Source organism: Streptomyces sp. NBC_01546, from assembly GCF_045208355.1.
Taxonomy (GTDB): domain Bacteria; phylum Actinomycetota; class Actinomycetes; order Streptomycetales; family Streptomycetaceae; genus Streptomyces.
Genome location: NZ_CP109379.1, coordinates 5,404,782 through 5,428,220, shown reverse-complemented (window position 1 = coordinate 5,428,220; position 23,439 = coordinate 5,404,782). Strand labels below are relative to the sequence as shown.

General features: G+C 73.1%; 23 protein-coding genes and 2 pseudogenes. 7 read left to right on the top strand and 18 right to left on the bottom strand.

All coding sequences use genetic code 11. The features are described from left to right. Positions 1–10: 10 nt before the first annotated feature. The 3 genes from OHA89_RS24805 (at position 11) to OHA89_RS24795 (ending at position 1,892) form a co-directional block, all read left to right on the top strand. Complete coding sequence (locus tag OHA89_RS24805; protein WP_257556390.1) at positions 11–280, top strand: protealysin inhibitor emfourin; 270 nt, start codon at positions 11–13, stop codon at positions 278–280. Positions 281–307: 27 nt separating this feature from the next. Next, a complete protein-coding gene (locus OHA89_RS24800) occupies positions 308–1,135 on the top strand; it encodes a GNAT family N-acetyltransferase (RefSeq protein ID WP_406367125.1) in 828 nt (275 codons plus the stop codon). A gap of 103 nt (positions 1,136–1,238) precedes the next feature. Further along, the gene (locus OHA89_RS24795; protein ID WP_266609758.1) at positions 1,239–1,892 is read left to right on the top strand and encodes a cyclopropane-fatty-acyl-phospholipid synthase family protein; all 654 of its coding nucleotides are present in this window, start codon (positions 1,239–1,241) and stop codon (positions 1,890–1,892) included. A gap of 50 nt (positions 1,893–1,942) precedes the next feature. On the opposite strand, the gene era is transcribed toward OHA89_RS24795, so the two are convergent. The 4 genes and pseudogenes from era to OHA89_RS24775 all read right to left on the bottom strand — a co-directional run bounded on the left by era (position 1,943) and on the right by OHA89_RS24775 (position 6,270). Continuing rightward, entirely contained in the window at positions 1,943–2,893 is a 951-nt protein-coding gene (gene era, locus OHA89_RS24790) for a GTPase Era (protein WP_251064360.1), read from the bottom strand. A 501-nt stretch (positions 2,894–3,394) separates the two neighbouring features. Beyond that, positions 3,395–3,706 (bottom strand): annotated as a pseudogene (locus OHA89_RS24785) (WxL protein peptidoglycan domain-containing protein); the annotation flags it as partial. A gap of 113 nt (positions 3,707–3,819) precedes the next feature. Beyond that, positions 3,820–5,097 (bottom strand): beta-xylosidase, encoded by a 1,278-nt coding sequence (locus OHA89_RS24780; RefSeq protein WP_406368580.1) that lies wholly within the window; start codon positions 5,095–5,097, stop codon positions 3,820–3,822. 108 nt (positions 5,098–5,205) lie between these two features. Further along, positions 5,206–6,270 (bottom strand): GlxA family transcriptional regulator, encoded by a 1,065-nt coding sequence (locus tag OHA89_RS24775; RefSeq protein ID WP_266609757.1) that lies wholly within the window; start codon positions 6,268–6,270, stop codon positions 5,206–5,208. 70 nt (positions 6,271–6,340) lie between these two features. Between OHA89_RS24775 and OHA89_RS24770 the strand changes: the two genes are divergently transcribed. After that, positions 6,341–7,651: an MFS transporter gene (locus OHA89_RS24770; RefSeq protein WP_266609756.1), complete on the top strand. Its 1,311-nt coding sequence runs from the start codon at positions 6,341–6,343 to the stop codon at positions 7,649–7,651. A gap of 19 nt (positions 7,652–7,670) precedes the next feature. On the opposite strand, the gene OHA89_RS24765 is transcribed toward OHA89_RS24770, so the two are convergent. The 6 genes from OHA89_RS24765 to OHA89_RS24740 form a co-directional block, all read right to left on the bottom strand. Next, on the bottom strand, positions 7,671–8,024 hold the full coding sequence (locus OHA89_RS24765; RefSeq protein ID WP_215141924.1) for a cytidine deaminase: 354 nt from the start codon (positions 8,022–8,024) through the stop codon (positions 7,671–7,673). A gap of 56 nt (positions 8,025–8,080) precedes the next feature. After that, positions 8,081–8,443 (bottom strand): MmcQ/YjbR family DNA-binding protein, encoded by a 363-nt coding sequence (locus OHA89_RS24760; protein ID WP_257556379.1) that lies wholly within the window; start codon positions 8,441–8,443, stop codon positions 8,081–8,083. Next, positions 8,440–9,744, bottom strand: coding sequence for a hemolysin family protein (locus tag OHA89_RS24755; RefSeq protein ID WP_215141920.1), 1,305 nt, complete (start codon positions 9,742–9,744; stop codon positions 8,440–8,442). The genes OHA89_RS24760 and OHA89_RS24755 overlap by 4 nt, the downstream gene beginning before the upstream one ends. Further along, positions 9,741–10,238, bottom strand: coding sequence for an rRNA maturation RNase YbeY (ybeY, locus tag OHA89_RS24750; protein ID WP_257556378.1), 498 nt, complete (start codon positions 10,236–10,238; stop codon positions 9,741–9,743). Before ybeY ends, OHA89_RS24755 begins: the two co-directional genes overlap by 4 nt. A gap of 13 nt (positions 10,239–10,251) precedes the next feature. Next, positions 10,252–11,295, bottom strand: coding sequence for a PhoH family protein (locus OHA89_RS24745; protein ID WP_215141911.1), 1,044 nt, complete (start codon positions 11,293–11,295; stop codon positions 10,252–10,254). A gap of 151 nt (positions 11,296–11,446) precedes the next feature. After that, positions 11,447–12,544, bottom strand: coding sequence for a carbohydrate kinase family protein (locus OHA89_RS24740; protein WP_266609754.1), 1,098 nt, complete (start codon positions 12,542–12,544; stop codon positions 11,447–11,449). Between the two features lie 226 nt (positions 12,545–12,770). Between OHA89_RS24740 and OHA89_RS24735 the strand changes: the two are divergent. Next, a pseudogene (locus OHA89_RS24735) lies at positions 12,771–14,133 on the top strand (MFS transporter). A gap of 50 nt (positions 14,134–14,183) precedes the next feature. Here OHA89_RS24735 and OHA89_RS24730 read toward each other — a convergent pair. From OHA89_RS24730 to hrcA, 6 genes are all read right to left on the bottom strand, one after another. Further along, positions 14,184–15,095, bottom strand: coding sequence for a ribonuclease Z (locus OHA89_RS24730; RefSeq protein WP_266609751.1), 912 nt, complete (start codon positions 15,093–15,095; stop codon positions 14,184–14,186). A 3-nt stretch (positions 15,096–15,098) separates the two neighbouring features. Next, positions 15,099–15,458, bottom strand: a complete 360-nt coding sequence (locus tag OHA89_RS24725; RefSeq protein ID WP_215141909.1) for a histidine triad nucleotide-binding protein — start codon at positions 15,456–15,458, stop codon at positions 15,099–15,101. Positions 15,459–15,545: 87 nt separating this feature from the next. Further along, the gene (locus OHA89_RS24720) at positions 15,546–16,289 is read right to left on the bottom strand and encodes a 16S rRNA (uracil(1498)-N(3))-methyltransferase (protein WP_266609750.1); all 744 of its coding nucleotides are present in this window, start codon (positions 16,287–16,289) and stop codon (positions 15,546–15,548) included. Then, complete coding sequence (locus OHA89_RS24715) at positions 16,286–17,377, bottom strand: nitronate monooxygenase (RefSeq protein ID WP_257556372.1); 1,092 nt, start codon at positions 17,375–17,377, stop codon at positions 16,286–16,288. Before OHA89_RS24715 ends, OHA89_RS24720 begins: the two co-directional genes overlap by 4 nt. Before the next feature lie 146 nt (positions 17,378–17,523). After that, the gene (gene dnaJ, locus OHA89_RS24710) at positions 17,524–18,663 is read right to left on the bottom strand and encodes a molecular chaperone DnaJ (RefSeq protein WP_257556371.1); all 1,140 of its coding nucleotides are present in this window, start codon (positions 18,661–18,663) and stop codon (positions 17,524–17,526) included. Next, entirely contained in the window at positions 18,664–19,680 is a 1,017-nt protein-coding gene (gene hrcA, locus OHA89_RS24705; protein WP_257556370.1) for a heat-inducible transcriptional repressor HrcA, read from the bottom strand. A 146-nt stretch (positions 19,681–19,826) separates the two neighbouring features. Here hrcA and OHA89_RS24700 point away from each other — a divergent pair, with 146 nt between their 5' ends. Together OHA89_RS24700 and OHA89_RS24695 are read left to right on the top strand one after the other, a co-directional pair. Further along, positions 19,827–20,552: an MBL fold metallo-hydrolase gene (locus tag OHA89_RS24700; protein ID WP_406367118.1), complete on the top strand. Its 726-nt coding sequence runs from the start codon at positions 19,827–19,829 to the stop codon at positions 20,550–20,552. Positions 20,553–20,580: 28 nt separating this feature from the next. Continuing rightward, positions 20,581–21,378, top strand: a complete 798-nt coding sequence (locus OHA89_RS24695; RefSeq protein ID WP_266609748.1) for a DUF3097 domain-containing protein — start codon at positions 20,581–20,583, stop codon at positions 21,376–21,378. A gap of 27 nt (positions 21,379–21,405) precedes the next feature. On the opposite strand, the gene OHA89_RS24690 is transcribed toward OHA89_RS24695, so the two are convergent. Continuing rightward, a complete protein-coding gene (locus OHA89_RS24690; protein ID WP_266609747.1) occupies positions 21,406–22,017 on the bottom strand; it encodes an HdeD family acid-resistance protein in 612 nt (203 codons plus the stop codon). Positions 22,018–22,168: 151 nt separating this feature from the next. Continuing rightward, the gene (gene hemW / locus OHA89_RS24685) at positions 22,169–23,401 is read right to left on the bottom strand and encodes a radical SAM family heme chaperone HemW (protein ID WP_257556366.1); all 1,233 of its coding nucleotides are present in this window, start codon (positions 23,399–23,401) and stop codon (positions 22,169–22,171) included. Positions 23,402–23,439 lie beyond the last annotated feature (38 nt).

Genomic DNA, 23,439 nt, shown 5'->3' with positions numbered 1-23,439 from the left:
AAGGGCACCCATGCGGATTCAGGTGGTACGGACGGGCGGTTTCACGGGCATCGAGCGCCGCGTCGAGGTGGACACCTCGGGCCTGGCCGACGAGGCCGAGTGGCAGGCCCTGGCGCAGCTGGCGCTGCGGCCCGGTCCGCCCGGTCACACCGGCGGACCGGTACGGGACGGGTTCTCGTACCGGATCACGGTGGACGGGCGGACCGTGTCCTGCCAGGAGCCGAACCTGTCGGACGCGCAGCGGGCGCTGATCTCACGGGTCTTGAAAGAAGGTGCCTGAGCGGCGCCTCTTTGTTTGGATGGCCCGATGACCGACCACATGATCGATTCGACGCTTTCCGAGCTGGAGCGCTACTACGACACGGTGCCGCGGGTGGGCGGGGCGCGGGCCGAGGACTTCGGTCCGCTGACCCTGTTCGTCCAGGAGGGCGCGGGCTGGCAGTACTACGCGCGGCCCGCGCTCGACGCCGGCGGCGGCCCGGGCGCGAGCGCGGCCGACGTGGAGCGGGTGCTGGCCCGGCAGCGGGAGCTGAAGGTCCCCGAGTCCTGCGAGTGGGTGGCCGAAAACAGCCCCTCCCTGCGGGCCGCCGTGGAGGCGGCGGGACTGCACGTCCACGCGCATCCGCTGATGGTCCTGGACCCTGCCGCGGTACCGACCCCCGCGCATCCGGAGGTGCGGCTGTTCGGCGCGGACGACCCGCTGCTCACGGCTGCGGTGACGGTCCCGGCGCTGGCCTTCGCGGACCCGGGGACGGCGGTGGGCGAGGCCGGGCCGGCGGAACTGGCGGCGGCGACGGCCGCTCCGGAGGCGGCTGAGCGCCGGGCGCGGGTGTCCGGGATGCTCGCGTCGGGCCGTACCGCCATGGCGGCGGCCGTCCGCGACGGCGTGGTGCTGTGCTCGGGCCAGTACAACCCGGTCGGGGACGTGGCCGAAGTGGTGGGCGTGGGCACGCTCCCGTCGGCCCGCCGTCAGGGCCTGGCCCTCGGGGTCACGGCGGCCCTGGTCGCGCAGGCCCTGGAACGCGGCGCCCGTACGGTCTTCCTCTCCGCGGGGGACGAGGACGTGGCCCGCGTCTACGGACGCATCGGCTTCCGGCGCGTGGCGACGGCGCTGATCGCGGAACCCCCCGCCTGAGCCCCGACGGGTTTGCCGGAACGGCAACGGTATTTGCGCGCGCGAGCGGTACCGGCGCAGCATCGGCCGTATCGGCAGACCCGAACAGGAAGAGGCAGCCCCCATGTCCGACCATCAGCACCGCCACCACGACGAATCCGCCGCGGGCGAGGAGTTCTGGGACGCCCGCTACCGCGAGAGCAACCGCATCTGGAGCGGCAAGGCCAATGACGTCCTGGTCCGCGAGGCCGCGGACCTCACCCCCGGCCGCGCCCTCGACCTCGGCTGCGGCGAGGGGGCCGACGCGGTGTGGCTGGCCCGGCAGGGCTGGCACGTCACCGGGACCGACATCTCCGGGGTGGCCCTGGAGCGGGCGGCCGAGCACGCCGCGGAGGCGAAGCTCTCCGACCGCGTCGAGTGGCAGCGGCACGACCTCGCGGAGTCCTTCCCCGCCGGGGAGTTCGACCTGGTCTCCGCGTGCTTCCTGCATTCGTACGGGGACTTCCCCCGCGAGCGGATCCTGCGCACGGCCGCCTCGGCCGTGGCCCCCGGCGGGATCCTGCTGATCGCGGGCCATGCGGGCGGGCCCTCGTGGGACCCGGACAAGCACGCGGAAATCGACTTCCCGACCCCGGACGAGGTCCTGGCGCAGCTGGAGCTGCCCGAGGGCGGCTGGGAGGTCCTGCTCGCGGAGGCGCACGTACAGCCCCTGACCGGCCCTGACGGCCGGCCCGGGACCCGTCCGGACAATGCGCTGAAGGTGCGGCGGCTGCCGTAGCCCACTGCCGGGCGGCCGGTACCGGCCGCCCGGTCCCGGGCCGAGAAGGATCAGAAGCCGAGCTTGCGCAGCTGCTTGGGATCCCGCTGCCAGTCCTTGGCGACCTTCACGTGGAGGTCGAGGAAGACCGGGGTCCCGAGCAGCGCCTCGATGTGCTTGCGCGACTTCATCCCGACCTCCTTCAGGCGGGCGCCCTTCGGGCCGATGATGATGCCCTTCTGACTCGGCCGCTCGATGTAGACGTTGGCGTGGATGTCGAGCAGCGGCCGGTCCGCCGGGCGGTTCTCGCGCGGGATCATCTCCTCGACGACCACGGCGATGGAGTGCGGGAGCTCGTCCCGTACGCCTTCCAGCGCCGCCTCGCGGATCAGCTCGGCGACCATGACCATCTCGGGCTCGTCGGTGAGGTCGCCCTCCGGGTACAGCGGCGGGCTCTCCGGCAGCAGCGGCGCGATCAGGTCGGCCAGCAGCTGGACCTGGCTGTCGCCGACCGCCGAGACGGGGACGATCTCGGCCCACTCGAAGCCGAGCTCCTCGGCGAGCTGGTGGACGGCGATGAGCTGCTCGCCCACCACCTTCGACTCGACCAGGTCGGTCTTGGTGATGATGGCGATCTTGGGGGTCTTCTTGATCCCCGCGAGCTCCTTGGCGATGAACTTGTCGCCGGGGCCGAGCTTCTGGTCGGCGGGCAGGCAGAAGCCGATGACGTCGACCTCGGCCCAGGTGGTCCGCACGACGTCGTTGAGGCGCTCGCCGAGCAGCGTGCGCGGCTTGTGCAGGCCGGGCGTGTCGACGAGGACGAGCTGGGCGTCGGGGCGGTGCACGATGCCGCGGACGGTGTGGCGGGTGGTCTGCGGCCGGTTGGAGGTGATCGCGACCTTGGTGCCCACGAGTGCGTTGGTGAGGGTCGACTTGCCCGCGTTGGGGCGGCCGACGAAGCAGGCGAAGCCCGCGCGGTGCGGGCTGGTGGACTCGGGGGAACGATCGCTCATACGGGCCATTCTCCCCGATGCCGCTCCCAGCGCCGACCAGGTCATGGCTGCGAGGACGCTCGCGGCCGCGAGGAGGGTGCCGAGGAAGGGGTGCGCGGCGTAGGCGGCACGGCCCTGAGCTGTGGTTCCGCCGTCCGCGGCCCGGACCGTCACCTCGGCCTGTTCGGCAGTGGGCGGGTCGTCCCAGCGGGCGTGGAGCCGGACTTCCTGACCGGGCAGCAGTTCGGCGGGCAGTCCGGTGAGGGCACGGCCGAGCAGGGGTCTGCCGAGGGCTCCGGAGGCGGTGAGGCCGGCGCGGGGGCGGAGGGTGACGTTGCCGATGTTGTGGAGCGTGTACGCGACCTCCGCGCCGGAGCCCTGCCGGTGGACGGAGACGTCCCGGACGACGAGGGCGGGGGCGGTGGGGCCGGTGACCCGCAGGTACACGCGGGCGGCGACGGCCTGCTGGACGCCGATCCCCTGGGCCGTCGCGGCGGCGGGCCGGTCCTCCAGGGCCACGATGGCTCCGGGGTGGTCGCCGGGTTCCGCCCGGTCGGGGACGGTGAGCGTGAAGGCGACGCCGACCGACCCGCGGGCCGGTACGGTGACCCGCTCCCGGCCGAGCTTCGCCCACGCGGCGGTGGCCAGCCGCGGCTCCTCGGGGCCGCGGAGGGCGAAGCCGCCGTCCCGGGGGGTGTTGTACGCGTCGGCCGCGTAGAGCGTGAAGGTGCGGGGCCGGTCGGTGCGGTTGGCGACGGTCACGGAGTCGGTGACGGACTGGCCGGGCGCGGCGGCGAGGTAGAAGTAGGGCCGCTGCCCGACGGTGTTGGCCGCTGGCAGCACGGACCACTGCCCGTTGTCGGCGGCCGCGGCCGTCCCGGCGGGCCCGGCGGTCCCGAGGAGTACGGCGGCGAGCACCCCCAGCAGCCCGAGGCGCCGGATCCGGAATCCCGGGGTCACGACAGGGTCAGCGTGAGGACCGACGTGTACGCGCCCGGCGGGGTGTACGCCGGGACCTGGAGGGTCACGGTCGCGTCGACCGTGAAGGTGCCGCCGACCAGGGGGGCGTCGGGGGTGGAGGCCAGTACCGCGCCGTCCTGGCCGACCACGCCCGCGCTGCCCGGCGTACAGGGACTCGGACTGCCCGCCGCGGCGGTGCACGAGGGGGTCCAGGAGAGGGAGGCGCCGGGGATGCGGACGCCGCCGGGGCCGGTGAAGTCGGTGACCTTGCCGATCAGGGACCAGCCGGCCGGGCCGCCGCGGGCGTCCTTGACGGTGACGGTCCCGATCCGGCCGGGGGCGGCTCCGCCGTCTCCGTAGGACACGGCGCCCAGGGCGATGTCCTCGCCGGTCTGGGTCATGCCGAGGGCGCCGGGCTCGACGGTGGCGCTGAGCTTCTGGGTGCCGGGCGGCAGCGGGGCGGCGTCGATGACCGTGTACGCGGCCGGGCCCGAGCCCTGCCCGGCCGTCCAGGCCGCCCCCTCATAGGCGACGACCGCGGTGGTGGCCTTGTCGGTGACCGGCAGCTCCGCCCGGACCACGCCGAGCTCGTCCGCGGCGGCGGCCACCCGGTCGGCGGTCTCGGCGGCGCCGGCCCGCCCGGCCACCGTGACGGCCGCGCCCGGGGTGAATCCGGCGGCGGTGACCTTGACCTTGTCGCCCGGTTTCCCGTGGGCCGCGGCGAGGAGGACGCTGCGCAGGTTGGCCGTCGGCAGCGGGGTCGCGGTGAGCCGCTCGGAGACGGGGGCCCCGGCGTCGGCCGTGCAGACGGTGTCGAGGTCCAGCGGGTGGCTCGTGTGCAGGGTGTAGGCGCCGGGGGCCAGCGTGATCTCGCCGGGCGCGGTGACGGTGAAGGTGCCCGTCATGGTGACGGCGGGGAGGGGCGCTCCGGCAAGGACCGGGTCGTTGCGCTGTGCGCCGACCACGGTGACCTCGCCGCTCTGGGCGCCCGCGAGCAGGATCCGGCCGGTCGGGGTCAGTGCGTCGGCGGGCAGTTCGCCGCCGGCCGGGTTGACGGCGGGGGTGGCGATCACCTGGTAGGTCACGGTGACGGTGTCGCCGACCCGCGGTGCCGGGTTGTCGACGGTGATCCGGGCGGTGGTCGGCCCGTCGGCGGGCGGGAGTCCGGCCTCCTGGGGCGGCAGGCAGTGGGTCGGGAAGGTCACCACCGACTCCCCTTCGGCGGCGGCGGGTGCGCTCAGCGCGCCCCCGGTCGCGGCCGCCAGCACGGCCATGCCCACGGCCGCCGGCCATCTCCTGCTGCGCGCCCCTGTTCGCACTGCCCGCCCCCTGGGTTCCGTCGCCCCGACAGGGGGCCATTCACGAGCGGGCGGCAGGAGAAGTCAATGCGCGGGCCGGGCATCAACTGATGGCCCATCAGGAGATGGCAAGGACGGCGGGGATGACGGGGATGACGGGGACGTCAGGGTGCCCGACTCCCGGAACGTGCGCCGGTAGGCCGTCGGGCTCACCCCCAGGGCCGCCTGCACGTGCTTGCGCAGCGACTGCGCCGTCCCGAAGCCCGCGTCCCGCGCCACCTGCTCCATCGGCAGGTCCGTCCGCTCCAGCAACCGCCGGGCCCGCTCCACCCGCTGGCCCAGGATCCACTGGCCCGGGCTGACCCCCGACTCCTCCCGGAACCGGCGCGTGAAGGTCCGTACGGACACGGCCTCCTGCCGGGCCAGGTCGGTCAGGCGCAGCGGTTCGTGCAGCCGGTCCAGCACCCAGGCGCGGACCGCCGTGGTGCTGGCGAGCTGCGGCTCCGGCATCGGGCGCTCGATGAACTGCGCCTGCCCGCCGTCCCGGTGGGGCGGTACGACGGTCCGCCGGGCCACCTCGTTCGCGACGGCCGCGCCGTGGTCGCGGCGCACGATGTGCAGGCACAGGTCGATCCCGGCGGCGACACCGGCCGAGGTGAGCACGTCCCCGTCGTCGGTGTAGAGCACGTCCGGGTCGACCCGGACGGCCGGGAACAGCCGCTGGAAGTGGTCCGCGGAGGCCCAGTGGGTGGTGGCCCGGCGGCCGTCGAGGTATCCCGCCGCGGCCAGCACGTAGCCACCGGTGCAGATGGAGACGAGCCGGGTGCCGGGCCGGATGTGCGCGAGGGCCTCGGCGAGCTCCCCGGTCAGCCGGCCGTACTCGTGGACCGGCCCGAGTTCGTACGAGGCCGGCACGACCACCGTGTCGGCGGTGGCCAGCAGTTCCGGGCCGTGCTCGACGTGGATCGCGAAGTCGGCGTCCGTCGGCACCGGCCCGGCGGCGAGGCCGCAGGTCAGGATCTCGTACAGCGGCCGCCCGGCCGGATCCTTGGCGCGCCCGAAGATCCGGTGCGGGATGCCGAGTTCGAAGGGCAGCAGCCCGGCGAGGGCGAGGACGACGACGCGGTGGGTCTGGGCTTGCGGCTCCATGGCCCGATCATATCGAAGCATGACAGTCAGGCCACTGTCGTATGCGGCGCCGTGGCCGGAAGCTGTCGGGGTGACCCAGACAGCCCCCGCCTCCACGGCCATCCCGCGCACTCCCCGGCAGGCCGGGCGCGTCCACCGCGCCTGGTTCGTCGCGGCCGTCGCCTTCGTGACGATCATCGGCGCCGCCGCCTTCGCCTCCCTGCCCGGACTGCTCATCGAACCGCTGCACCAGGAGTTCGACTGGTCGCGCGGCACGATCGGGTTCGCCATCTCCGTAAACCTCGCGCTGTACGGGCTCACCGCGCCGTTCGCGGCCGCCCTGATGGACCGCTTCGGCATCCGCCGGGTCGTGGCCCTGGCCCTGCTGGTCATATCCGGCGGCTCGGTCGCCACGGTCTGGATGACCGCCGCCTGGCAGCTGGTGCTGTTCTGGGGCGTCCTGGTGGGTCTGGGCAGCGGCTCGATGGCCCTGGCCTTCGCGGCGACGGTGACCAACCGCTGGTTCACCGCCCGGCGCGGCCTGGTCACCGGGATCCTGACGGCGGCCGGGGCCTCCGGCCAGCTGGTCTTCCTGCCGCTGTTGTCCTGGCTGGTGGAGCACCACGGCTGGCGCCCGGCGGCGGTGACGGTCTCCCTCGCCGCCCTGGCCGTGGCCCCGTTCGTGTGGCTGCTGCTGCGCGACCACCCGGCGGACGTGGGCCTGGCCCCGTACGGGGGCACCTACGCGGACAAGCCCGCCCCGGTGCCGGGAGCCGCCCGGCGGGCGGTCACCGTCCTGTTCAAGGCGGCCCGGACCGGTCCCTTCTGGCTGCTGGCGGGCACCTTCGCGATCTGCGGGGCCTCCACGAACGGCCTGGTCAAAACCCACTTCGTGCCGGCGGCCCACGACCACGGCATGCCGGTGACGGCGGCGGCCGGACTGCTGGCGGTGATCGGCGTCTTCGACGTGGTCGGCACGGTGGCGTCGGGCTGGTTCACGGACCGCTTCGAGGCGCGGCGGCTGCTGGCGGTCTACTACGCGCTGCGCGGGGTCTCGCTGCTCTTCCTGCCGATCCTGCTGGCCCCGTCCGTGCAGCCGCCGATGATCTTCTTCATCGTCTTCTACGGCCTGGACTGGGTCGCGACCGTGCCGCCGACCATCGCCCTGTGCCGCGAGCACTACGGGGAGGACGGCGCGATCGTCTTCGGCTGGGTGCTGGCCTCGCACCAGGTGGGTGCGGCGGTCGTCGCCTTCCTGGGCGGCCTGGCCCGCGACGTGTTCGGCTCGTACGACGTGGTCTGGTACGCCTCGGGTGCGCTGTGCGCGATGGCGGCGCTGATGTCGATGGTGATCCGGCGTCGCCCGGCTCCGGCCGCGACGGTGGTCCCGGCCGGAGCGTAGGGCGTATGCCGCAGGGCCGTCAGCCTGCGGGGGTGGTGGACTTCAGGGCGCCGTCCGGGCCCGCCAGCAGCACCGGGGTGTCCGGGCCGCCCAGGTCGCGGACGGCGGCGCGGTCGGCCTCGGCCGGGGCATCGGCGGCGCTGACGACGGCGGCGGCCTCGAGTGACCGGGCCCCGCTCGCCACGGCCATCGCGACGGCGGTCTGCAGGGCGCTCAGCTTCAGGGAGTCGAGCTCCACCGTGCCGGCGACGTAGGTGCGGCCCGTCTCGTCGCGCACCGCCGCCCCCTCCGGCACTCCGTTGCGGGCCCGGGCGCTGCGCGCCAGCGTGATGATCTTGCTGTCCTCGGGGTCGATCCCAGTGGTGTCGGTCATGGGCGAAGCATAGGGAGCGCCCGTGCGGGGCCGTACGACGGCCCCGCCGGAGCGCGTCACGGCCGGTCGAGCCGCAGCCGCTCCGCCTTGGGCAGACCCGCCACCACCAGGTCGTACGAGTCCTCCACGAGCTCGCGGACCAGCGCGTCCGGCAGGCCGCCCGGCCCGCCCGCGGTCACCGTGTTCCAGTGCCGCTTGTTCATGTGATAGCCGGGCACGATCGCCTCGTGCTCCGCCCGCAGCCGTACCGCCAGCTCCGGCTCGCACTTGAGGTTGACCTTCAGCGGCTCCGCGTCCAGCGCGGTGAGCGCGAACACCTTGCCCAGCACCTTGAACACCGAGGTCTCCGGGGTGAAGGGGAACTCCTCCACCGCCGCGTTGAAGCTCAGACAGAATTCCCGCAGCTGCGCCGGGGTCATTCCCCCTCCTCCCCCGCGGCGTCCGCCGCGGCCACCGGTTCCACCAGCACCGTCACGATCTTGTTCCGCCGCCCCGCCGGGGACTCCGCCGTCAGCCGCAGCGGACGCCCGTCCGGCAGCTCCACCAGCGCCGAGGCGCCCGCGATGGGCACCCGGCCCAGCGCCTTCGCCAGCAGTCCGCCGACCGTCTCCACGTCCTCGTCGTCGAAGGCCTCGACCTTGAACAGCTCACCGAGGTCGGTGATGTCCAGGCGCGCGGTCACGCGGTAGCGGTCCGCGCCGAGGTCCTCGACCGGCGGGAGCTCCCGGTCGTACTCGTCGGTGATCTCCCCGACGATCTCCTCCAGGATGTCCTCGATGGTGACGATCCCGGCCGTGCCGCCGTACTCGTCGATGACGACGGCCACGTGGTTGCGCACCTGCTGCATCTCGCGCAGCAGGTCGCCCGCGTTCTTGGTGTCCGGCACGAAGACCGCCGGCCGCATGGCAGTGGAGACCAGGTCGGACTCCGCCTCCCGGCTGATGTGGGTCTTGCGGACCAGGTCCTTCAGGTAGACGATCCCGACGATGTCGTCCTCGTTCTCCCCGGTCACCGGGATGCGCGAGAAACCGGACCGCAGCGCGAGGGTGGTCGCCTGACGGATCGTCTTGTAGCGCTCGATGCAGACCAGGTCGGTTCGCGGCACCATCACCTCGCGCACCAGGGTGTCGCCGAGCTCGAAGACCTGGTGCACCATCCGGCGCTCGTCGTCCTCGATCAGCGATTCCTTCTCCGCGAGGTCCACCATCGCGCGCAGCTCGGCCTCGGAGGCGAACGGCCCCTTGCGGAAGCCCTTCCCGGGCGTGAGCGCGTTGCCGATGAGGATCAGCAGCTGCGGGATCGGCCCCATCACCCGCGCGAGCGGTACGAGGACGTACGCGGCCGCCGTCGCGGTGTTGAGCGGGTGCTGGCGGCCGATGGTGCGCGGGGACACGCCCACGGCGACGAAGGAGACCAGCACCATGACCGCGATGGCCACGAGCAACGCGGTCCAGGTCTCGCCGAACTCGTCGAGGCAGACGTAGGTGACGAGTACGCCGGCCGCCATCTCGCAGGTGACCCGGACCAGCAGCGCCACATTGAGGTAGCGGGTGGGGTCCCCGGTCACCTGGGCGAGCTTCTCGCTGCCGCGCCGGCCCTCCCGTACGGCCTGCTCGGCGCGGAAGCTCGAAATGCGGGCGATCCCGGACTCGGCACACGCCGCGAACCAGGCCACGACCACCAGCAGGACGGCACCGGTGATCAGTTGTGGGGCGTTCACGAGACGGTCGGCGCCGGGGACGGGCCGGTCATGCCACGCTCGGTGCGCCAGCCGTCGACGATCGCCGCCTGGAGGCCGAACATCTCCGCCTTCTCGTCGGGCTCCTCGTGGTCGTACCCGAGCAGGTGCAGCACCCCGTGGACGGTCAGGAGCTGGAGCTCCTCGTCCATGGAGTGCTGCGTCGCGGCGTCCTCGCCCTGCTTCTTGGCGACCTCGGGGCAGAGCACGATGTCACCGAGGAGCCCCTGCGGGGGCTCCTCGTCGTCCTTCGCCGGGGGACGGAGCTCGTCCATCGGGAAGGACATGACGTCGGTGGGTCCGGGCAGGTCCATCCACTGGATGTGGAGCGCCTCCATGGCGTCCTCGTCGATGACGATGACGGAGAGCTCCGAGAGCGGGTGGATCCGCATCCGGGCGAGCGCGTAGCGGGCGATGTCGAGGATCGCCTGCTCGTCGACCTCGGTTCCGGACTCGTTGTTGACGTCGATCGACATGGTGCGCTGGGTTCTACTTCCGCTGGTGGCCGTTCGCGGCCTGCTGGCCGTCGTCGTACTTCTCGTACGCGTCGACGATACGGCCGACCAGCTTGTGCCGGACGACATCCTCGGACGTGAGCCGCGAGAAGTGGATGTCCGGAACCCCTTCGAGGATCGACTGGACCTCGCGCAGACCGCTCTTGGCGCCGCCCGGGAGGTCGATCTGCGTGACGTCGCCGGTGACGACGATCTTCGAGTCGAAGCCGAGGCGGGTCAGGAACATCTTCATCTGCTCGGCCGTGGTGTTCTGCGCCTCGTCGAGGACGACGAACGCCTCGTTGAGGGTGCGGCCGCGCATGTACGCGAGGGGGGCCACCTCGATGGTCCCGGCCGCCATGAGGCGCGGGATCGAGTCCGGGTCGATCATGTCGTGCAGCGCGTCGTAGAGCGGGCGCAGGTACGGGTCGATCTTGTCGAAGAGGGTGCCCGGCAGGAAGCCGAGCCGCTCCCCCGCCTCGACTGCGGGCCGGGTCAGGATGATCCGGCTGACCTGCTTGGACTGCAGGGCCTGGACCGCCTTGGCCATGGCGAGGTAGGTCTTGCCGGTACCGGCGGGGCCGATGCCGAACACGATCGTGTTCTTGTCGATCGCGTCGACGTACCGCTTCTGGTTGAGGGTCTTGGGCCGGATGGTGCGGCCGCGGCTGGAGAGGATGTTCTGGGTGAGCACCTCGGCGGGCGTCTCCTCGGGGCCGCCCTCGTTGCCGTTGCCGCTCGCCTTGAGCATGGCGATCGAGCGTTCCACTGCGTCCTCCGTCATCGGCTGCCCGGTGCGGAGCACCAGCATCATCTCGTCGAACAGGCGCTGGATCAGAGCGACTTCCGCCGCTGCCCCGATCGCGCTGACCTGATTGCCCCGAACATGGATGTCGGCCTTCGGGAAGGCCTTCTCGATCACGCGCAACAGGGCGTCACCGGAACCGAGCACCGTCACCATCGGGTGCGTGGCCGGTACCGTGAAGTGGGCTCGCGCCTGGCCCGGCGCTGGGATGTGGGCTGTCGGTGTCTGAGTCATGGGCCGGCACTGTGGCCTGCGCATACCTCCCGCTGAGGGGCCGCGCCGATCGACGACCTCCGGAATATCAAGCGTACGTCGCCTTCGGGGCTTCCCCGAGAGGTTTTCGAGCGGCGCCCGAGCGCCCCGGGCCCGCCGGGCCGGGCGCGGGCTACGCGGAGTGCCGGAAGCCGATCGTGGGCACCGCCCTGCGCCGGGCCGCCGGGGTCGAGCCCTGCGGGATCAGGTCGTCCAGGAACGCGTACAGGCCGCGCAGCTCGACCGGGGCCGACCGCCACCAGTGGGCGACCTCCGGCCAGCCGGGGGCCGAGAGGGAGCCGCCGAACTCCTGGACCGACAGGGCAGCCGTCAGCCCGGCGAACGCGAGGCGGTCCGCCAGCGGCCAGCCCGCCAGGGTGCCGGTGACGAAGCCGGCCACGTAGACGTCGCCGGCCCCGGTCGGGTCCAGCTCCTCCACCGTGATCCCCGGGACCTGGGCCGTCTCGCCCGTGCGTCCGTCGACGGCGTACGAGCCCTCCGCGCCCATCGTCACCACCGCGATCGGCACGTGATCGGCCAGCGCCCGGGCCGCCGCGCGCGGGCAGTCGGTCCGCGTGTACCGCATGGCCTCGCCCGCGTTCGGCAGGAAGGCCTCGCAGTGCGCCAGGTCGGCCAGGGCCCCCAGGTCCCACCGCCCGCTCTCGTCCCAGCCCACGTCCGCGAAGACCTGTGCGCCGCGCCGCGCCGCCTCCCCGATCCACGGCTCGCGCCGGCCGGGCTCCAGCGAGGCCACGGCGGCGCGGGCGCGCGGCGGGCACTGCGGGAAGGGCCCGGGGCCCCCCGGCGGGGGCGCCTCATGGCCGTGCGAGATCATCGTGCGCTCGCCCTCGTAGGCCATCGAGACGGTGACGGGGCTGTGCCAGCCGGAGATGGTCCGCGACATGGAGAGGTCGATGCCCTCGCCCTGTTCGAGGGCGTCCCAGCAGTACTCGCCGTAGTGGTCGTCGCCGAAGGCCGCGGCGAGCGAGGTGCGCAGGCCGAGGCGGGCCAGGGCGGTGGCCATGTTGGCGACGCCGCCGGGGCTGGAGCCCATGCCGCGCGCCCAGGACTCCGTACCGCGCACGGGGGCGGAGTCGAGGCCGGTGAAGATGATGTCGAGGAAGACCGTGCCGGTCAGGAAGACGTCGCAGGCCGGTTCCTGGGGGTTGCGCAGCGGACCGAGCGGGTCCACTGCTGCCGCACGGCTGTCGGCGTCGTCCCGACTGGTCACGGTGTACTCCCCGTTGTCTTGAAGGGTCGTTTCCTCAGGAGGGTTTCCGGAGGAGGATTTCCGGAGGAAAGCTGCCAGCCCTGCCCGGCTCGCACGAATCCAAACCCAGTGTGTCGCAGATCACTACAGGGACGCTCTTTTCCCGGTATCGGGCCACTTGATAAACAAGTGGCCCCGCTCACTCTGCGGCGGCGCCACGCAACACCGCACCACCTGGAAAACGCACGTGCACGACCGCACCCCCGCGCCGCTCTCCGCGCCGCCCGCCGCCTGGCCCCTGGTGGCCCTCTTCACCGCCGGCTACGTCGCCCCGTACCTCCTGCCGACCGTCGTCGGACGGCTCGACGCCCACCTGCCGCTGAGCCCCGCGCAGGCCGGTCTGATCGGCACGGCCTTGCTGCTCGGCTCCGCCGCGGCCGGTTTCACCCTCGCCTCCCGGATCGGCCGGCACGGACCCCGCCGGCCGGCCCGCCTCGGGCTGCTGCTGGCCGTCGCCGGATACGGCACGGCCGCCGCGACCTCGCTGCTGCCGCTGGTCGTCGCGGGCGCCGTGGTCGGCGGCTTCGGCTCCGGGACCGCGACCGCCGTGGCCGCCTCCGGGATCGCCGGGCAGCGCGACCCGCACCTCGCACCTCGGCCCTGGGGCTGCTGTCGGTCTCGGCGACCGCCGGGGCGCTGTATCTGACCCTGCCGCGGCTCGGGGCGGCCACGGGCTCCCGTTCGCCGCGATCGCGCTGGTCGCGGCGGTGGTCTGGCCGGCCACGGGCCGCCTGGGCGGCTCCGCCGCACCGGCCGTGACCGGGGTCGCCCCGGGCCGGCTGCCGTACCCGCGCGCCGGGGTGGTCCTGGCGGGCTCCCTGATGCTGTGGTCCCTCGCGCAGAACGCCCTGTGGGGGGTCAGCGGCCGGATCGGCGCCCAGCAGGCGGGCCTCTCGGAGGTCACCCTCGGCGTCGTCTTCGCCGCGGCGCTCGGCGCGGGCCTGCTCGGGGTCACGGCCGCCTCGGCGCTCGGCGCCCGCCTGGGCCGCGCGGTCCCGATCGGCGCGGGAACGGCGGTGATCGCCTGTTGCGTGGTGGTGTCCTCGTCCGCCCGCGGCCTCGGCGGCTTCGGCACCGGGGAGATCCTGTGGAACGCCGTCTACCCGGTGGTGCTCTCGTACGCCATCGGCCTCGCCGCCGCACTGGACCCGCGCGGCCGCTGGGCGGTGCTGGCCGGGTCGGCGTCCTCGCTGGGCGTGGCCTGCGGGCCCGTCACCGGCAGCCTGCTCGCCGAGGCCGCGGGCTTCCCCGGCATGGGCCTGGTACTGGGCGCGCTGCTGCTGGCGGTGGCCGGGCCGATGACCGCCGTCGCGCTGCACGCCGGTGGCCGTCCGCTGACCGCCGGCTCGGTCCGCCGCCGCGGTGGCGCCCCGGCGGCCGTCCTCGCCGCCGGCGCGGGCACCCCGTCGGGGGCGATCCCCCGCGTCGGCGCCGCGGAACTGGAAGTCGCGGAGATCCGGGTCCGTCGCGTACGGACGGCAGGGCGTCGGGTTGTGCTGCGCGCACGTTCGGGCCGACATCAGCAAGAATCCAGCCCCGCCGGCGTTTGAGGCGCGGGGTCTGGGGCGGAGCCCCAGCAGCGGACCCAGGGGCCAACCCGTCAGCGGCGCTTCGGAAGCGGCACGCGGACCAGGTCCGCCGCCACCGTCAACTCACCCTCGAACCCAGCCGCACGGGCCTGCCGTTCGAACTCCGAGGGGTCGGTGTAGCGCTGCGAGAAGTGCGTCAGCACCAGGTGCCGTACGCCCGCGTCCCGCGCCACCCGCGCCGCCTGTCCGGCCGTGAGGTGCCCGTGCTCGGTGGCGAGCTGCTCGTCCTCGTCGAGGAAGGTGGACTCGATCACCAGCATGTCGCAGCCCTCGGCCAGTTCGTCCACGCCCGCGCAGAGCCGGGTGTCCATGACGAACGCGAACCGCTGCCCGGACTTCGGCTCGCTGACCTCTTCCAGCGTGACCGCGCCCAGCCGCCCCTCGCGCTGGATCCGGCCCACGTCCGGCCCCTTGATCCCGTGCTGCGCCAGCAGCTCCGGCACCATGCGGCGCCCGTCCGGCTCGGTGAGCCGGTAGCCGAAGGACTCCACCGGGTGGGAGAGCCGCCTGGCCTCCAGGACGTACGAGGCCCCGCTCGCCAGCGCCCGCATCCCGTCCCCGGCCACCGGTTCCTCGGCCAGCGGCACCGTTTCGCGGTAGGCGGTGGCGTAGCGCAGCCGGTCGAAGAACTTCTGCCCCGAGGCCGGGTAGTGCGCGGTGACGGGGTGCGGGACCCGGTCGAGGTTGATCCGCTGGATCACCCCGGCCAGGCCGAGGCTGTGGTCACCGTGGAAGTGTGTAACGCAGATCCGGTTGATGTCGTGCGCGGCCACCCCGGCCCGCAGCATCTGGCGCTGCGTGCCCTCGCCCGGGTCGAAGAGGATGCCCTCGCCGTCCCAGCGCAGCAGGTAGCCGTTGTGGTTGCGGTGGCGGGTGGGCACCTGACTGGCAGTGCCCAGCACCACGAACTCGCGTACGGACACTGGCTATCCGGGGGGCCACTGGAGGCCGCGGCCGCCGAGGACGTGCGCGTGGGCGTGGAAGACGGTCTGGCCGGCGCCCGCGCCCGTGTTGAAGACGACCCGGTAACCGTGGTCGGCGATCTTCTCGTCGAGCGCGATCTGCCCGGCCTCGGCGAGGAGACCGGCGGCGATGGCGGGCTCGGCCGCGGCCAGGGAGGCCCCGTCGGGGTAGTGCACCTTGGGGATGACGAGGATGTGCGTCGGCGCCTGCGGGTTGATGTCCCGGAAGGCGACGGTCGTCTCGGTCTCGCGGACCACGGTCGCCGGGATGTTCCCCGCGACGATCTTGCAGAACAGGCAGTCGGCCTGCGGTTCCCCGGCCATCAGTTCGCCTCCGTGTCGTTGATCGCTCCGGGCATCGTATCCCCGGAGCGCGGACGGGAGTTCCGCCAGGGGAGGTCCAGGGGGTTCCTAGGCCCAGCGCCCGGTACGGGCCAGCAGCACCGCCGTCGCGGCCGTGCCCGCCGTGGAGGTCCGCAGGACGGAGCGGCCCAGGCGGTACGGGTGGGCTCCCGCCCCGGCGAAGACGGCCAGCTCCTCAGGGGAGACCCCGCCCTCCGGGCCGACGACCAGCACGACGGACCCGGCTGCCGGGAGCTTGGCCTCGGCCAGGGCCTCGGATGGGGTGTCGCGGTCCTCGTGGAGGACCATCGCCAGGTCGGCGCCGGCCAGCAGGGCCGCCACCTGCTTGGTGGACATGGCCTCGGCCACCTCCGGGAAGCGGACCCGGCGGGACTGCTTCCCCGCCTCCCGTGCGGTGGCCCGCCACTTGGCCAGGGACTTGGCCCCCCGGTCGCCGCGCCACTGCGTGATGCAGCGCGAGGCCTGCCAGGGCACGATCGCGTCCACGCCCGTCTCGGTCATGGTCTCCACGGCCACCTCGCCCCGGTCCCCCTTGGGCAGGGCCTGGACCACGGTGATCCGGACGGCCGGTTCGGCTTCCTCGAAGACCCCGGACACGGTCACGACCAGCCGGTCCTTGCCCTCCGCCGCCTTCACGACCGCGTCGGCCCAGCCGCCCCGGCCGTCCGTGAGGACCACCGCCTCGCCCGCGTTCAGCCGCTTCACGGACACCGCGTGCCGGCCCTCCGGGCCGTCCAGGACGAACTCCGGTCCCGCCGGGACCTCTTCGACCACGAACACCGGGGCCGTCATGACGCACTCCTCATCTGCATTGCCTTCAACGTGCTCTGTGCCTCGGCCAGTTCGGCCGCCAGCACCTCCATCAGCTCCCCCGCCGGCAGCGCCCGCGCCAGCCGGTGCCCCTGGCCCGCCCACAGTGCCATGCCCTGCGGGTCCCCGGCCGCGGCGGCCGCCTTGCGCAGCCCCGAGGTCAGGTAGTGGATCTGCGGGTAGGCGGCGGGGGCGTACGGCCCGTGCTCGCGCATGAACCGGTTGACCAGGCCCCGCCCCGGCCGCCCGGAGAAGGCCCGGGTCAGCTCGGTCCGGACGAACAGCGGGTCCGTCAGCGCCTTCTTGTGCAGCGGGTCCGCCCCCGACTCCGGGCAGGCCAGGAAGGCCGTCCCGAGCTGGGCCGCCTCCGCGCCCGCCGCCAGCAGCGCGGCGATCTGCGAGCCCCGCATCAGACCGCCCGCCGCGATGATCGGGAGGGCGACCGCCTCCCGTACCTGGGCCACGAGCGCGAGCAGGCCCACCGACGCCGTGCCGTCGGCCTGCGGATCGTCCCGGTGCGTGCCCTGGTGGCCGCCGGCCTCCACCCCCTGGACGCAGACGGCGTCGGCCCCGGACTCCTGCGCGCAGCGGGCCTCCTCGACGGAGGTCGCGGTGACGACGGTGTACGTACCGGCCTTGCGCAGCGAGGCCAGGACCGCCGGGGCGGGACAGCCGAAGGTGAAGGAGACGACCGGGACCGGGTCCTCCAGAAGAATGGCGAGTTTGGCGTCGTAGCCGTCGTCGCAGGTGCCGATGATGTCCTCGTCGGCGAGGGAGACCTCGTACCAGCTGGCCTCGCCGGCCAGCTGGCCGCGGTACGCCTCCACGGCGGCCGGGTCCACGTAACCGGTCTGCGGCATGAAGAGGTTCACCCCGAAGGGGCGCCGGGTGAGCGCGCGCACCTGCTTGATCTCCTGGTACATGCCGTCGGCGGTCTTGTACCCGCCGGCCAGGAAGCCCAGTCCGCCCGCCTCGCACACGGCGGCGACGAGCGGCGGACACGAGGCGCCGCCCGCCATGGGGGCCTGCACGATCGGATAAGCGCAGAGACCGTTCGGTGCCGAGGACATGCTCTGCATCGTGCCATGTCCCGCTCAGGGGACCGAATCACGGCATTCGCCTGGCATAGTCCGCTTCCCGGCGCGGCCGGATCACATACGACGAGCCCGGCCGGGGGCATCCCCGGCCGGGCTCGTCGATGAGAGGTCGCAGACGGTCAGCGACCGTTGAACGCGTCCTTCAGGCGGCTGAACAGCCCCTGCTGACCAGGCGCGAACTGGCCCATCGGCCGCTCCTCGCCCCGCAGCTTCGCCAGCTGGCGCAGCAGGTCCTCCTGCTGGGGGTCCAGCTTGCCCGGGGTGGTGACCTCGACGTGGACGATCAGGTCGCCGCGCCCGCCGCCCCGCAGGTGGGTGACGCCGCGCCCGTGCAGCGGGATCGCCTGACCGGACCCGGTACCGGGCCGGATGTCGATCTCCTCCAGACCGTCCAGCGTCTCCAGCGGGCACTTGGTGCCCAGCGCGGCCGCCGTCATCGGGATGGTCACCGTGCAGTGCAGATCGTCCCCGCGCCGCTGGAAGGTCGGGTGCGGCAGCTCGTGGATCTCCACGTACAGGTCGCCGGCGGGGCCGCCGCCGGGGCCGACCTCACCCTCGCCCGCGAGCTGAATGCGGGTGCCGTTCTCGACACCGGCCGGGATCTTGACCGTGAGGCTGCGGCGGGACCGGACCCGGCCGTCACCCGCGCACTCGGGGCACGGGGTGGGGACCACGGTGCCGAAGCCCTGGCACTGCGGGCAGGGGCGCGAGGTCATGACCTGGCCCAGGAAGGACCGGGTGACCTGCGAGACCTCACCGCGGCCGCGGCACATGTCACACGTCTGCGCGGAGGTGCCGGGGGCGGCACCCTCTCCGGAGCAGGTGGTGCAGACGACGGCCGTGTCGACCTGGATGTCCTTGGTCGTCCCGAAGGCCGCCTCGTCCAGCTCCAGGTCCAGACGGATCATGGCGTCCTGGCCGCGCCGGGTCCGCGAGCGCGGGCCGCGCTGCTGACTCTGGCCGAAGAACGCGTCCATGATGTCGGAGAAGTTGCCGAAGCCACCCGCTCCGAAGCCGCCCGCTCCGCCACCGCCGCCCGAGGAGGACAGCGGGTCGCCGCCGAGGTCGTAGACCTGCTTCTTCTGCGGGTCCGAGAGCACCTCGTAGGCCGCGTTGATCTCCTTGAAGCGCTCCTGCGTCTTCGGGTCCGGATTCACATCCGGGTGGAGTTCACGCGCGAGGCGCCGGAAGGCCTTCTTGATCTCGTCCTGGGATGCGTCGCGGCGCACGCCGAGAACGGCGTAGTAGTCCGTGGCCACTTACGACTCCGCCAGGATCTGTCCGACGTAACGTGCCACTGCGCGTACCGCTCCCATCGTTCCGGGGTAGTCCATGCGGGTCGGTCCGACCACGCCGAGTTTGGCGACCGTTTCGCCGCCCGAACCGTAACCGACCGAGACGACCGACGTGGAGTTCAGTCCCTCGTAGGCGTTCTCATGCCCGATCCGTACGGCCATTCCCGACTCGTTGACCTCGCCCAGCAGCTTGAGGAGCACGACCTGCTCCTCCAGCGCTTCGAGCACCGGCCTGATCGTCAGGGGAAAATCGTGTCCGAAGCGGGTGAGATTGGCGGTACCGCCGATCATCAGCCGCTCTTCTGCTTCCTCGACCAGGGTTTCGAGGAGCGTCGTGAGCACGGTGGACACCGTGCCGCGGTCGTCGGCCTCGAAGGACTCGGGGAGGTCCTGGACGAGCGGGGGCACGTCGGTGAAACGACGGCCGACCACCCTGCTGTTGAGCCGGGCCCGCAGATCGGCCAGAGAGGCCTCCCCGAAGGGGCTCGGGCAGTCGATCAGCCGCTGCTCGACGCGCCCGGTGTCCGTGATCAGTACGAGCATCAGGCGCGCGGGAGCGAGCGAGAGCAGCTCCACGTGCCGGACGGTCGACCGGGTCAGGCTCGGGTACTGGACGACGGCGACCTGCCGGGTCAGCTGCGCGAGCAGCCGCACCGTCCGGCCGACCACGTCGTCGAGGTCGACGGCGCCGTCGAGGAAGTTCTGGATGGCCCGGCGCTCGGGCGTCGACAGCGGTTTGACCCCCGCCAGCCTGTCGACGAAGAGGCGGTAGCCCTTGTCGGTGGGGATCCGGCCGGCGCTGGTGTGCGGCTGGGCGATGTAGCCCTCGTCCTCCAGCACGGCCATGTCGTTGCGCACGGTGGCGGGCGAGACTCCGAGCCGGTGCCGCTCGGTGAGCGCCTTGGAGCCGACCGGCTCCTCCGTCCCGACGTAGTCCTGGACGATGGCGCGCAGCACTTCGAGTCTGCGTTCGCTGAGCATCGCGCACACCTCCAGCTGTGGTCCGTTGCCGTGTTGAAGCTCGGTCGTTGGCACTCTGGTCGTTCGAGTGCCAGAGATCCCCCGCTCAGTGTACGGCCGGGTAGTAAGACCCTGGCAAGGGAGGCCCGCCAGGGTAGCGTCGCGGCATGGACGTGCGTTGGGAAGAGGCGGGCTGGGAAAGGCTGACCGGACGGACCGGCCGTCGGCGGCTCCCGGTGTGGGACTGCACGGTGGGGCTGGTGGTGGGGGACGATTCCGTCCTCCTCGTCGACCCCGGTTCGTGCCTGCGCGAGGGCGCACAGGTGAGGGCGGAGGCCGAGCGGCTGGCGGGCCGGCACGTGACCCATATCGCATTCACGCACGGCCATTTCGACCACGTCCTGGGCGGGGCGGCCTTCCCCGGGGCCGAGGTGTACGGGGCGGTCGGGCTGGACGCGCTGCTCGCCACGGGCCGCCAGGAGCTGCGCGGGGACGCGGTGCGGCACGGTCTGGCGGACACGGAGGCCGCGGAGGCGGTGGACCTGCTGGTGACGCCGAAGCACCTGGTGTCGGGCGAGTGGACGCTGGAGCTGGGCGGGGTGCAGGTGCTGCTGGCCAATGTGGGGCCCGGGCACACCCGCCACGACCTGGCGGTCTTCGTGCCGGGCGAGCGCGAGACGGTGTTCTGCGGGGACCTGGTCGAGGAGTCGGGCGAACCCTTGGCCGGCCCGGACGCGGTGCCCCGGCAGTGGCCCGCGGCCCTGGACCGGCTGCTGGCGCTGGGCGGGGACGACGCGCAGTACGTGCCGGGTCACGGAGCGGTGGTCTCCGCGGCCTTCGTGCGTGCGCAACGCGCCACACTGGCCGCCCGTTTCGGCGTGTCGGGGGCATGACGGCCGCGGCTCTCCTAGTGTCGGCCGGATGCGCGAGTACTCCCCCGACCTGACCCCCCAGTGGAAGCGTTCCAAGGCCGTGCCGGAGGTGGCGGCGGAACCCGATCTGGTGGTCGAGGTGGCCGGTACGGACTTCTGCGGCGCGGTGGTGGCCTGCGAGGCGGGCACGGTGACCCTGGAGGACCGCTTCGGCAAGCGGCGGGTGTTCCCGATGGAGCCGCGGGGGTTCCTGCTGGAGGGCGCCGTCGTCACCCTGGTCCGCCCGTCCCGGGGCCCGGCCGGACCGGCCCGTACGGCCTCCGGCTCGATCGCCGTCCCGGGCGCCCGGGCCCGGGTGGCGCGGGCGGGCCGGATCTACGTCGAGGGCCGGCACGACGCCGAGCTGGTGGAGCGGGTCTGGGGTGACGACCTGCGGATCGAGGGCGTGGTGGTGGAGTACCTGGAGGGCATCGACGACCTCCCGGCCATCGTGGCGGAGTTCGCCCCGGCCCCGGACGCCCGCCTGGGGATCCTGGTGGACCACCTGGTGCCGGGCTCGAAGGAGTCCCGGATCGCCGCGTCGGTGAGCTCTCCGGACGTCCTGATCGTGGGCCACCCGTACGTGGACGTCTGGCAGGCCGTGAAGCCGTCGGCGCTGGGCATCCCGGCGTGGCCGGTGATCCCCCGCGGCCAGGACTGGAAGACGGGCATCTGCCGCTCGCTGGGCTGGCCCGAGAACACCGGCGCCGCCTGGCAGCACATCCTGTCCCGGGTGACCTCGTACCGTGATCTGGAGCCCACCCTGCTGGGCGCGGTGGAGCACCTGATCGACCACGTCACGGCCTGACCCGGGGGCGACCGCCCGGCCCGGCGCTCACCCCGGAGGCGTGCGGGTGACCCGGCGGTCGGCGGAGCGCAGTGCGAAGGCCATCACCACTTCGAACACGCCGAGCAGGACGAGCCACAGTCCCAGCAGCCGCGTCAGGGCGACCGCGGAGTCCACCGGGAAGCAGAGGACGACGATTCCGGCGACGGCGCCGAGGGCGCCCAGGCCGAAGGTCAGGCCACGGTGCGGGAGCGCGCGGTCGGCGATCGCGACGTACGCGGTGAGCACTCCGGTCAGCAGCCAGAACACGCCGACGACCAGGGACAGCGCGCCGATCGTCTGCATCGGATGCCGCAGCACCAAGACGCCGGCCAGAAACGCCAGCAGGGCGATCAGGACGGCCGCCAGCCGGCTGCCGCCCCCGTCGGTGTGCGAGAAGGCCGTCACGAAACGGAAGCCACCCGCCACCAGGAGCTGCAGGCCGATGATCACGGCCAGGATGTGCAGTGTCTCGTCGGGCCAGACGAGCACCAGGATGCCTGGTATCAGGGTCGCGAGGGCGAAGCCGAGGGCCCAGTGCCACGAGCCTCCGACCTGCTTGAGGACGTCCTCGGGGTCACTTTGCGTGTGCATCGGTGACGCGTCGGAGGGTACGGTCATCACGCCTCCCGGGCCGGCCGAACGGCCTGTAGGGGCACCTCGAAGCCGCCGGACGTACGTTATTTAGCCTTATCGGCCATATTAGGTCGGTTCGTTGCGGCTCGCTGCCCGGGAGGAGCCCAGGTCGGACAGGACCCAGGCCGGACGGGGCCTAGTCCACCAGGTCCCGGACCACGGCATCGGCGAGCAACCGCCCGCGCAGGGTCAGCACGGCCCGCCCTGCCTCGTACGGCCCCGCCTCCAGCAGTCCGTCCGCCAGGGCGCGGCGGGACGCCGCCAGCCCGGCAGGCGCCAGCAGGGACAGCGGGACCCCGTCCACCAGCCGCAGCTCCAGCAGGATCCGCTCCACCCGCCGGTCCTCCTCGGAGAGGAGCTCGCGCCCGGCCCCGGGGGAGCGCCCCTCCGCCAGTGCGGCGGCGTACGCTCCGGGGTGCTTGACGTTCCACCACCGCACCCCGCCCACGTGCGAGTGCGCGCCCGGCCCCGCGCCCCACCAGTCGGCGCCGCGCCAGTACAGCTCGTTGTGCAGGCAGCGCCCGGCCTGCGAAGTGGCCCAGTTCGACACCTCGTACCAGGAGTAGCCGGCCTCCGCCATGACCGCGTCGGCGATCAGGTAGCGGTCGGCGTGCACGTCGTCGTCCGTCATCGGGACCTCGCCCCGGCGGATGCGCCGCGCCAGCTGCGTGCCCTCCTCCACGATCAGCGCGTACGCCGAGATGTGGTCGGGCCCGGCGCCGAGCGCCGCGGAGAGCGACGCCCGCCAGTCCTCGTCCGATTCCCCGGGCGTCCCGTAGATCAGGTCCAGGTTGACGTGCTCGAAGCCCGCCGCCCGCGCCTCCGCGACACAGGCCTCCGGGCGGCCGGGGGTGTGCGTGCGGTCCAGCACCTTAAGGACGTGCTGCTTGGCGCTCTGCATGCCGAAGGAGATCCGGTTGAAGCCGCCGGCCCGCAGCTCGGCCAGGTACTCCGGGTTCACGGACTCCGGATTGGCCTCGGTGGTGATCTCCGCGTCCTCGGCCAGGCCGAACTCGTCCCGGATCGCCGCGAGCATCCGTACGAGGTCCCCGGCGGGCAGCAGCGTCGGAGTACCGCCGCCCACGAACACCGTCCGTACGGCCCTCGGGTCGTCCCCGAGCACCTTCCGGGCCAGGCGCACCTCGTCGATCAGGGTGTCGGCGTAGTTCTCCCGCGAGGCGAGCACACCACCGGTACCCCGCAGCTCGGTGGCCGTGTAGGTGTTGAAGTCGCAGTACCCGCACCGCGTGGCGCAGTACGGGACGTGCAGGTAGAAGCCGAGCGGCCGGTCTCCCGCGCCCGCCAGGGCGTGCGACGGCAGCGAGCCGTCTTCGGGCATGGGTTCACCGTCGGGCAGTGCGGAAGGCATGGACCCATTGTCCCGCACTGCCCCATGGTCGTTTCACG

What these genes read in the sequence shown, in the direction of transcription:
- OHA89_RS24805 (WP_257556390.1), top strand. Translation starts at nt 11, where the DNA reads ATGCGGATTCAGGTGGTACGGACGGGCGGTTTCACGGGCATCGAGCGC.
- OHA89_RS24800 (WP_406367125.1), top strand. Translation starts at nt 308, where the DNA reads ATGACCGACCACATGATCGATTCGACGCTTTCCGAGCTGGAGCGCTAC.
- OHA89_RS24795 (WP_266609758.1), top strand. Translation starts at nt 1,239, where the DNA reads ATGTCCGACCATCAGCACCGCCACCACGACGAATCCGCCGCGGGCGAG.
- era (WP_251064360.1), bottom strand. Translation starts at nt 2,893, where the DNA reads ATGGCCCGTATGAGCGATCGTTCCCCCGAGTCCACCAGCCCGCACCGC.
- OHA89_RS24780 (WP_406368580.1), bottom strand. Translation starts at nt 5,097, where the DNA reads ATGGCCGTGCTGGCGGCCGCGACCGGGGGCGCGCTGAGCGCACCCGCC.
- OHA89_RS24775 (WP_266609757.1), bottom strand. Translation starts at nt 6,270, where the DNA reads ATGGAGCCGCAAGCCCAGACCCACCGCGTCGTCGTCCTCGCCCTCGCC.
- OHA89_RS24765 (WP_215141924.1), bottom strand. Translation starts at nt 8,024, where the DNA reads ATGACCGACACCACTGGGATCGACCCCGAGGACAGCAAGATCATCACG.
- OHA89_RS24760 (WP_257556379.1), bottom strand. Translation starts at nt 8,443, where the DNA reads ATGACCCCGGCGCAGCTGCGGGAATTCTGTCTGAGCTTCAACGCGGCG.
- ybeY (WP_257556378.1), bottom strand. Translation starts at nt 10,238, where the DNA reads ATGTCGATCGACGTCAACAACGAGTCCGGAACCGAGGTCGACGAGCAG.
- OHA89_RS24745 (WP_215141911.1), bottom strand. Translation starts at nt 11,295, where the DNA reads ATGACTCAGACACCGACAGCCCACATCCCAGCGCCGGGCCAGGCGCGA.
- OHA89_RS24725 (WP_215141909.1), bottom strand. Translation starts at nt 15,458, where the DNA reads ATGGCCGGGGAACCGCAGGCCGACTGCCTGTTCTGCAAGATCGTCGCG.
- OHA89_RS24720 (WP_266609750.1), bottom strand. Translation starts at nt 16,289, where the DNA reads ATGACGGCCCCGGTGTTCGTGGTCGAAGAGGTCCCGGCGGGACCGGAG.
- OHA89_RS24715 (WP_257556372.1), bottom strand. Translation starts at nt 17,377, where the DNA reads ATGTCCTCGGCACCGAACGGTCTCTGCGCTTATCCGATCGTGCAGGCC.
- hrcA (WP_257556370.1), bottom strand. Translation starts at nt 19,680, where the DNA reads ATGCTCAGCGAACGCAGACTCGAAGTGCTGCGCGCCATCGTCCAGGAC.
- OHA89_RS24700 (WP_406367118.1), top strand. Translation starts at nt 19,827, where the DNA reads ATGGACGTGCGTTGGGAAGAGGCGGGCTGGGAAAGGCTGACCGGACGG.
- OHA89_RS24695 (WP_266609748.1), top strand. Translation starts at nt 20,581, where the DNA reads ATGCGCGAGTACTCCCCCGACCTGACCCCCCAGTGGAAGCGTTCCAAG.
- OHA89_RS24690 (WP_266609747.1), bottom strand. Translation starts at nt 22,017, where the DNA reads ATGACCGTACCCTCCGACGCGTCACCGATGCACACGCAAAGTGACCCC.
- hemW (WP_257556366.1), bottom strand. Translation starts at nt 23,401, where the DNA reads ATGCCTTCCGCACTGCCCGACGGTGAACCCATGCCCGAAGACGGCTCG.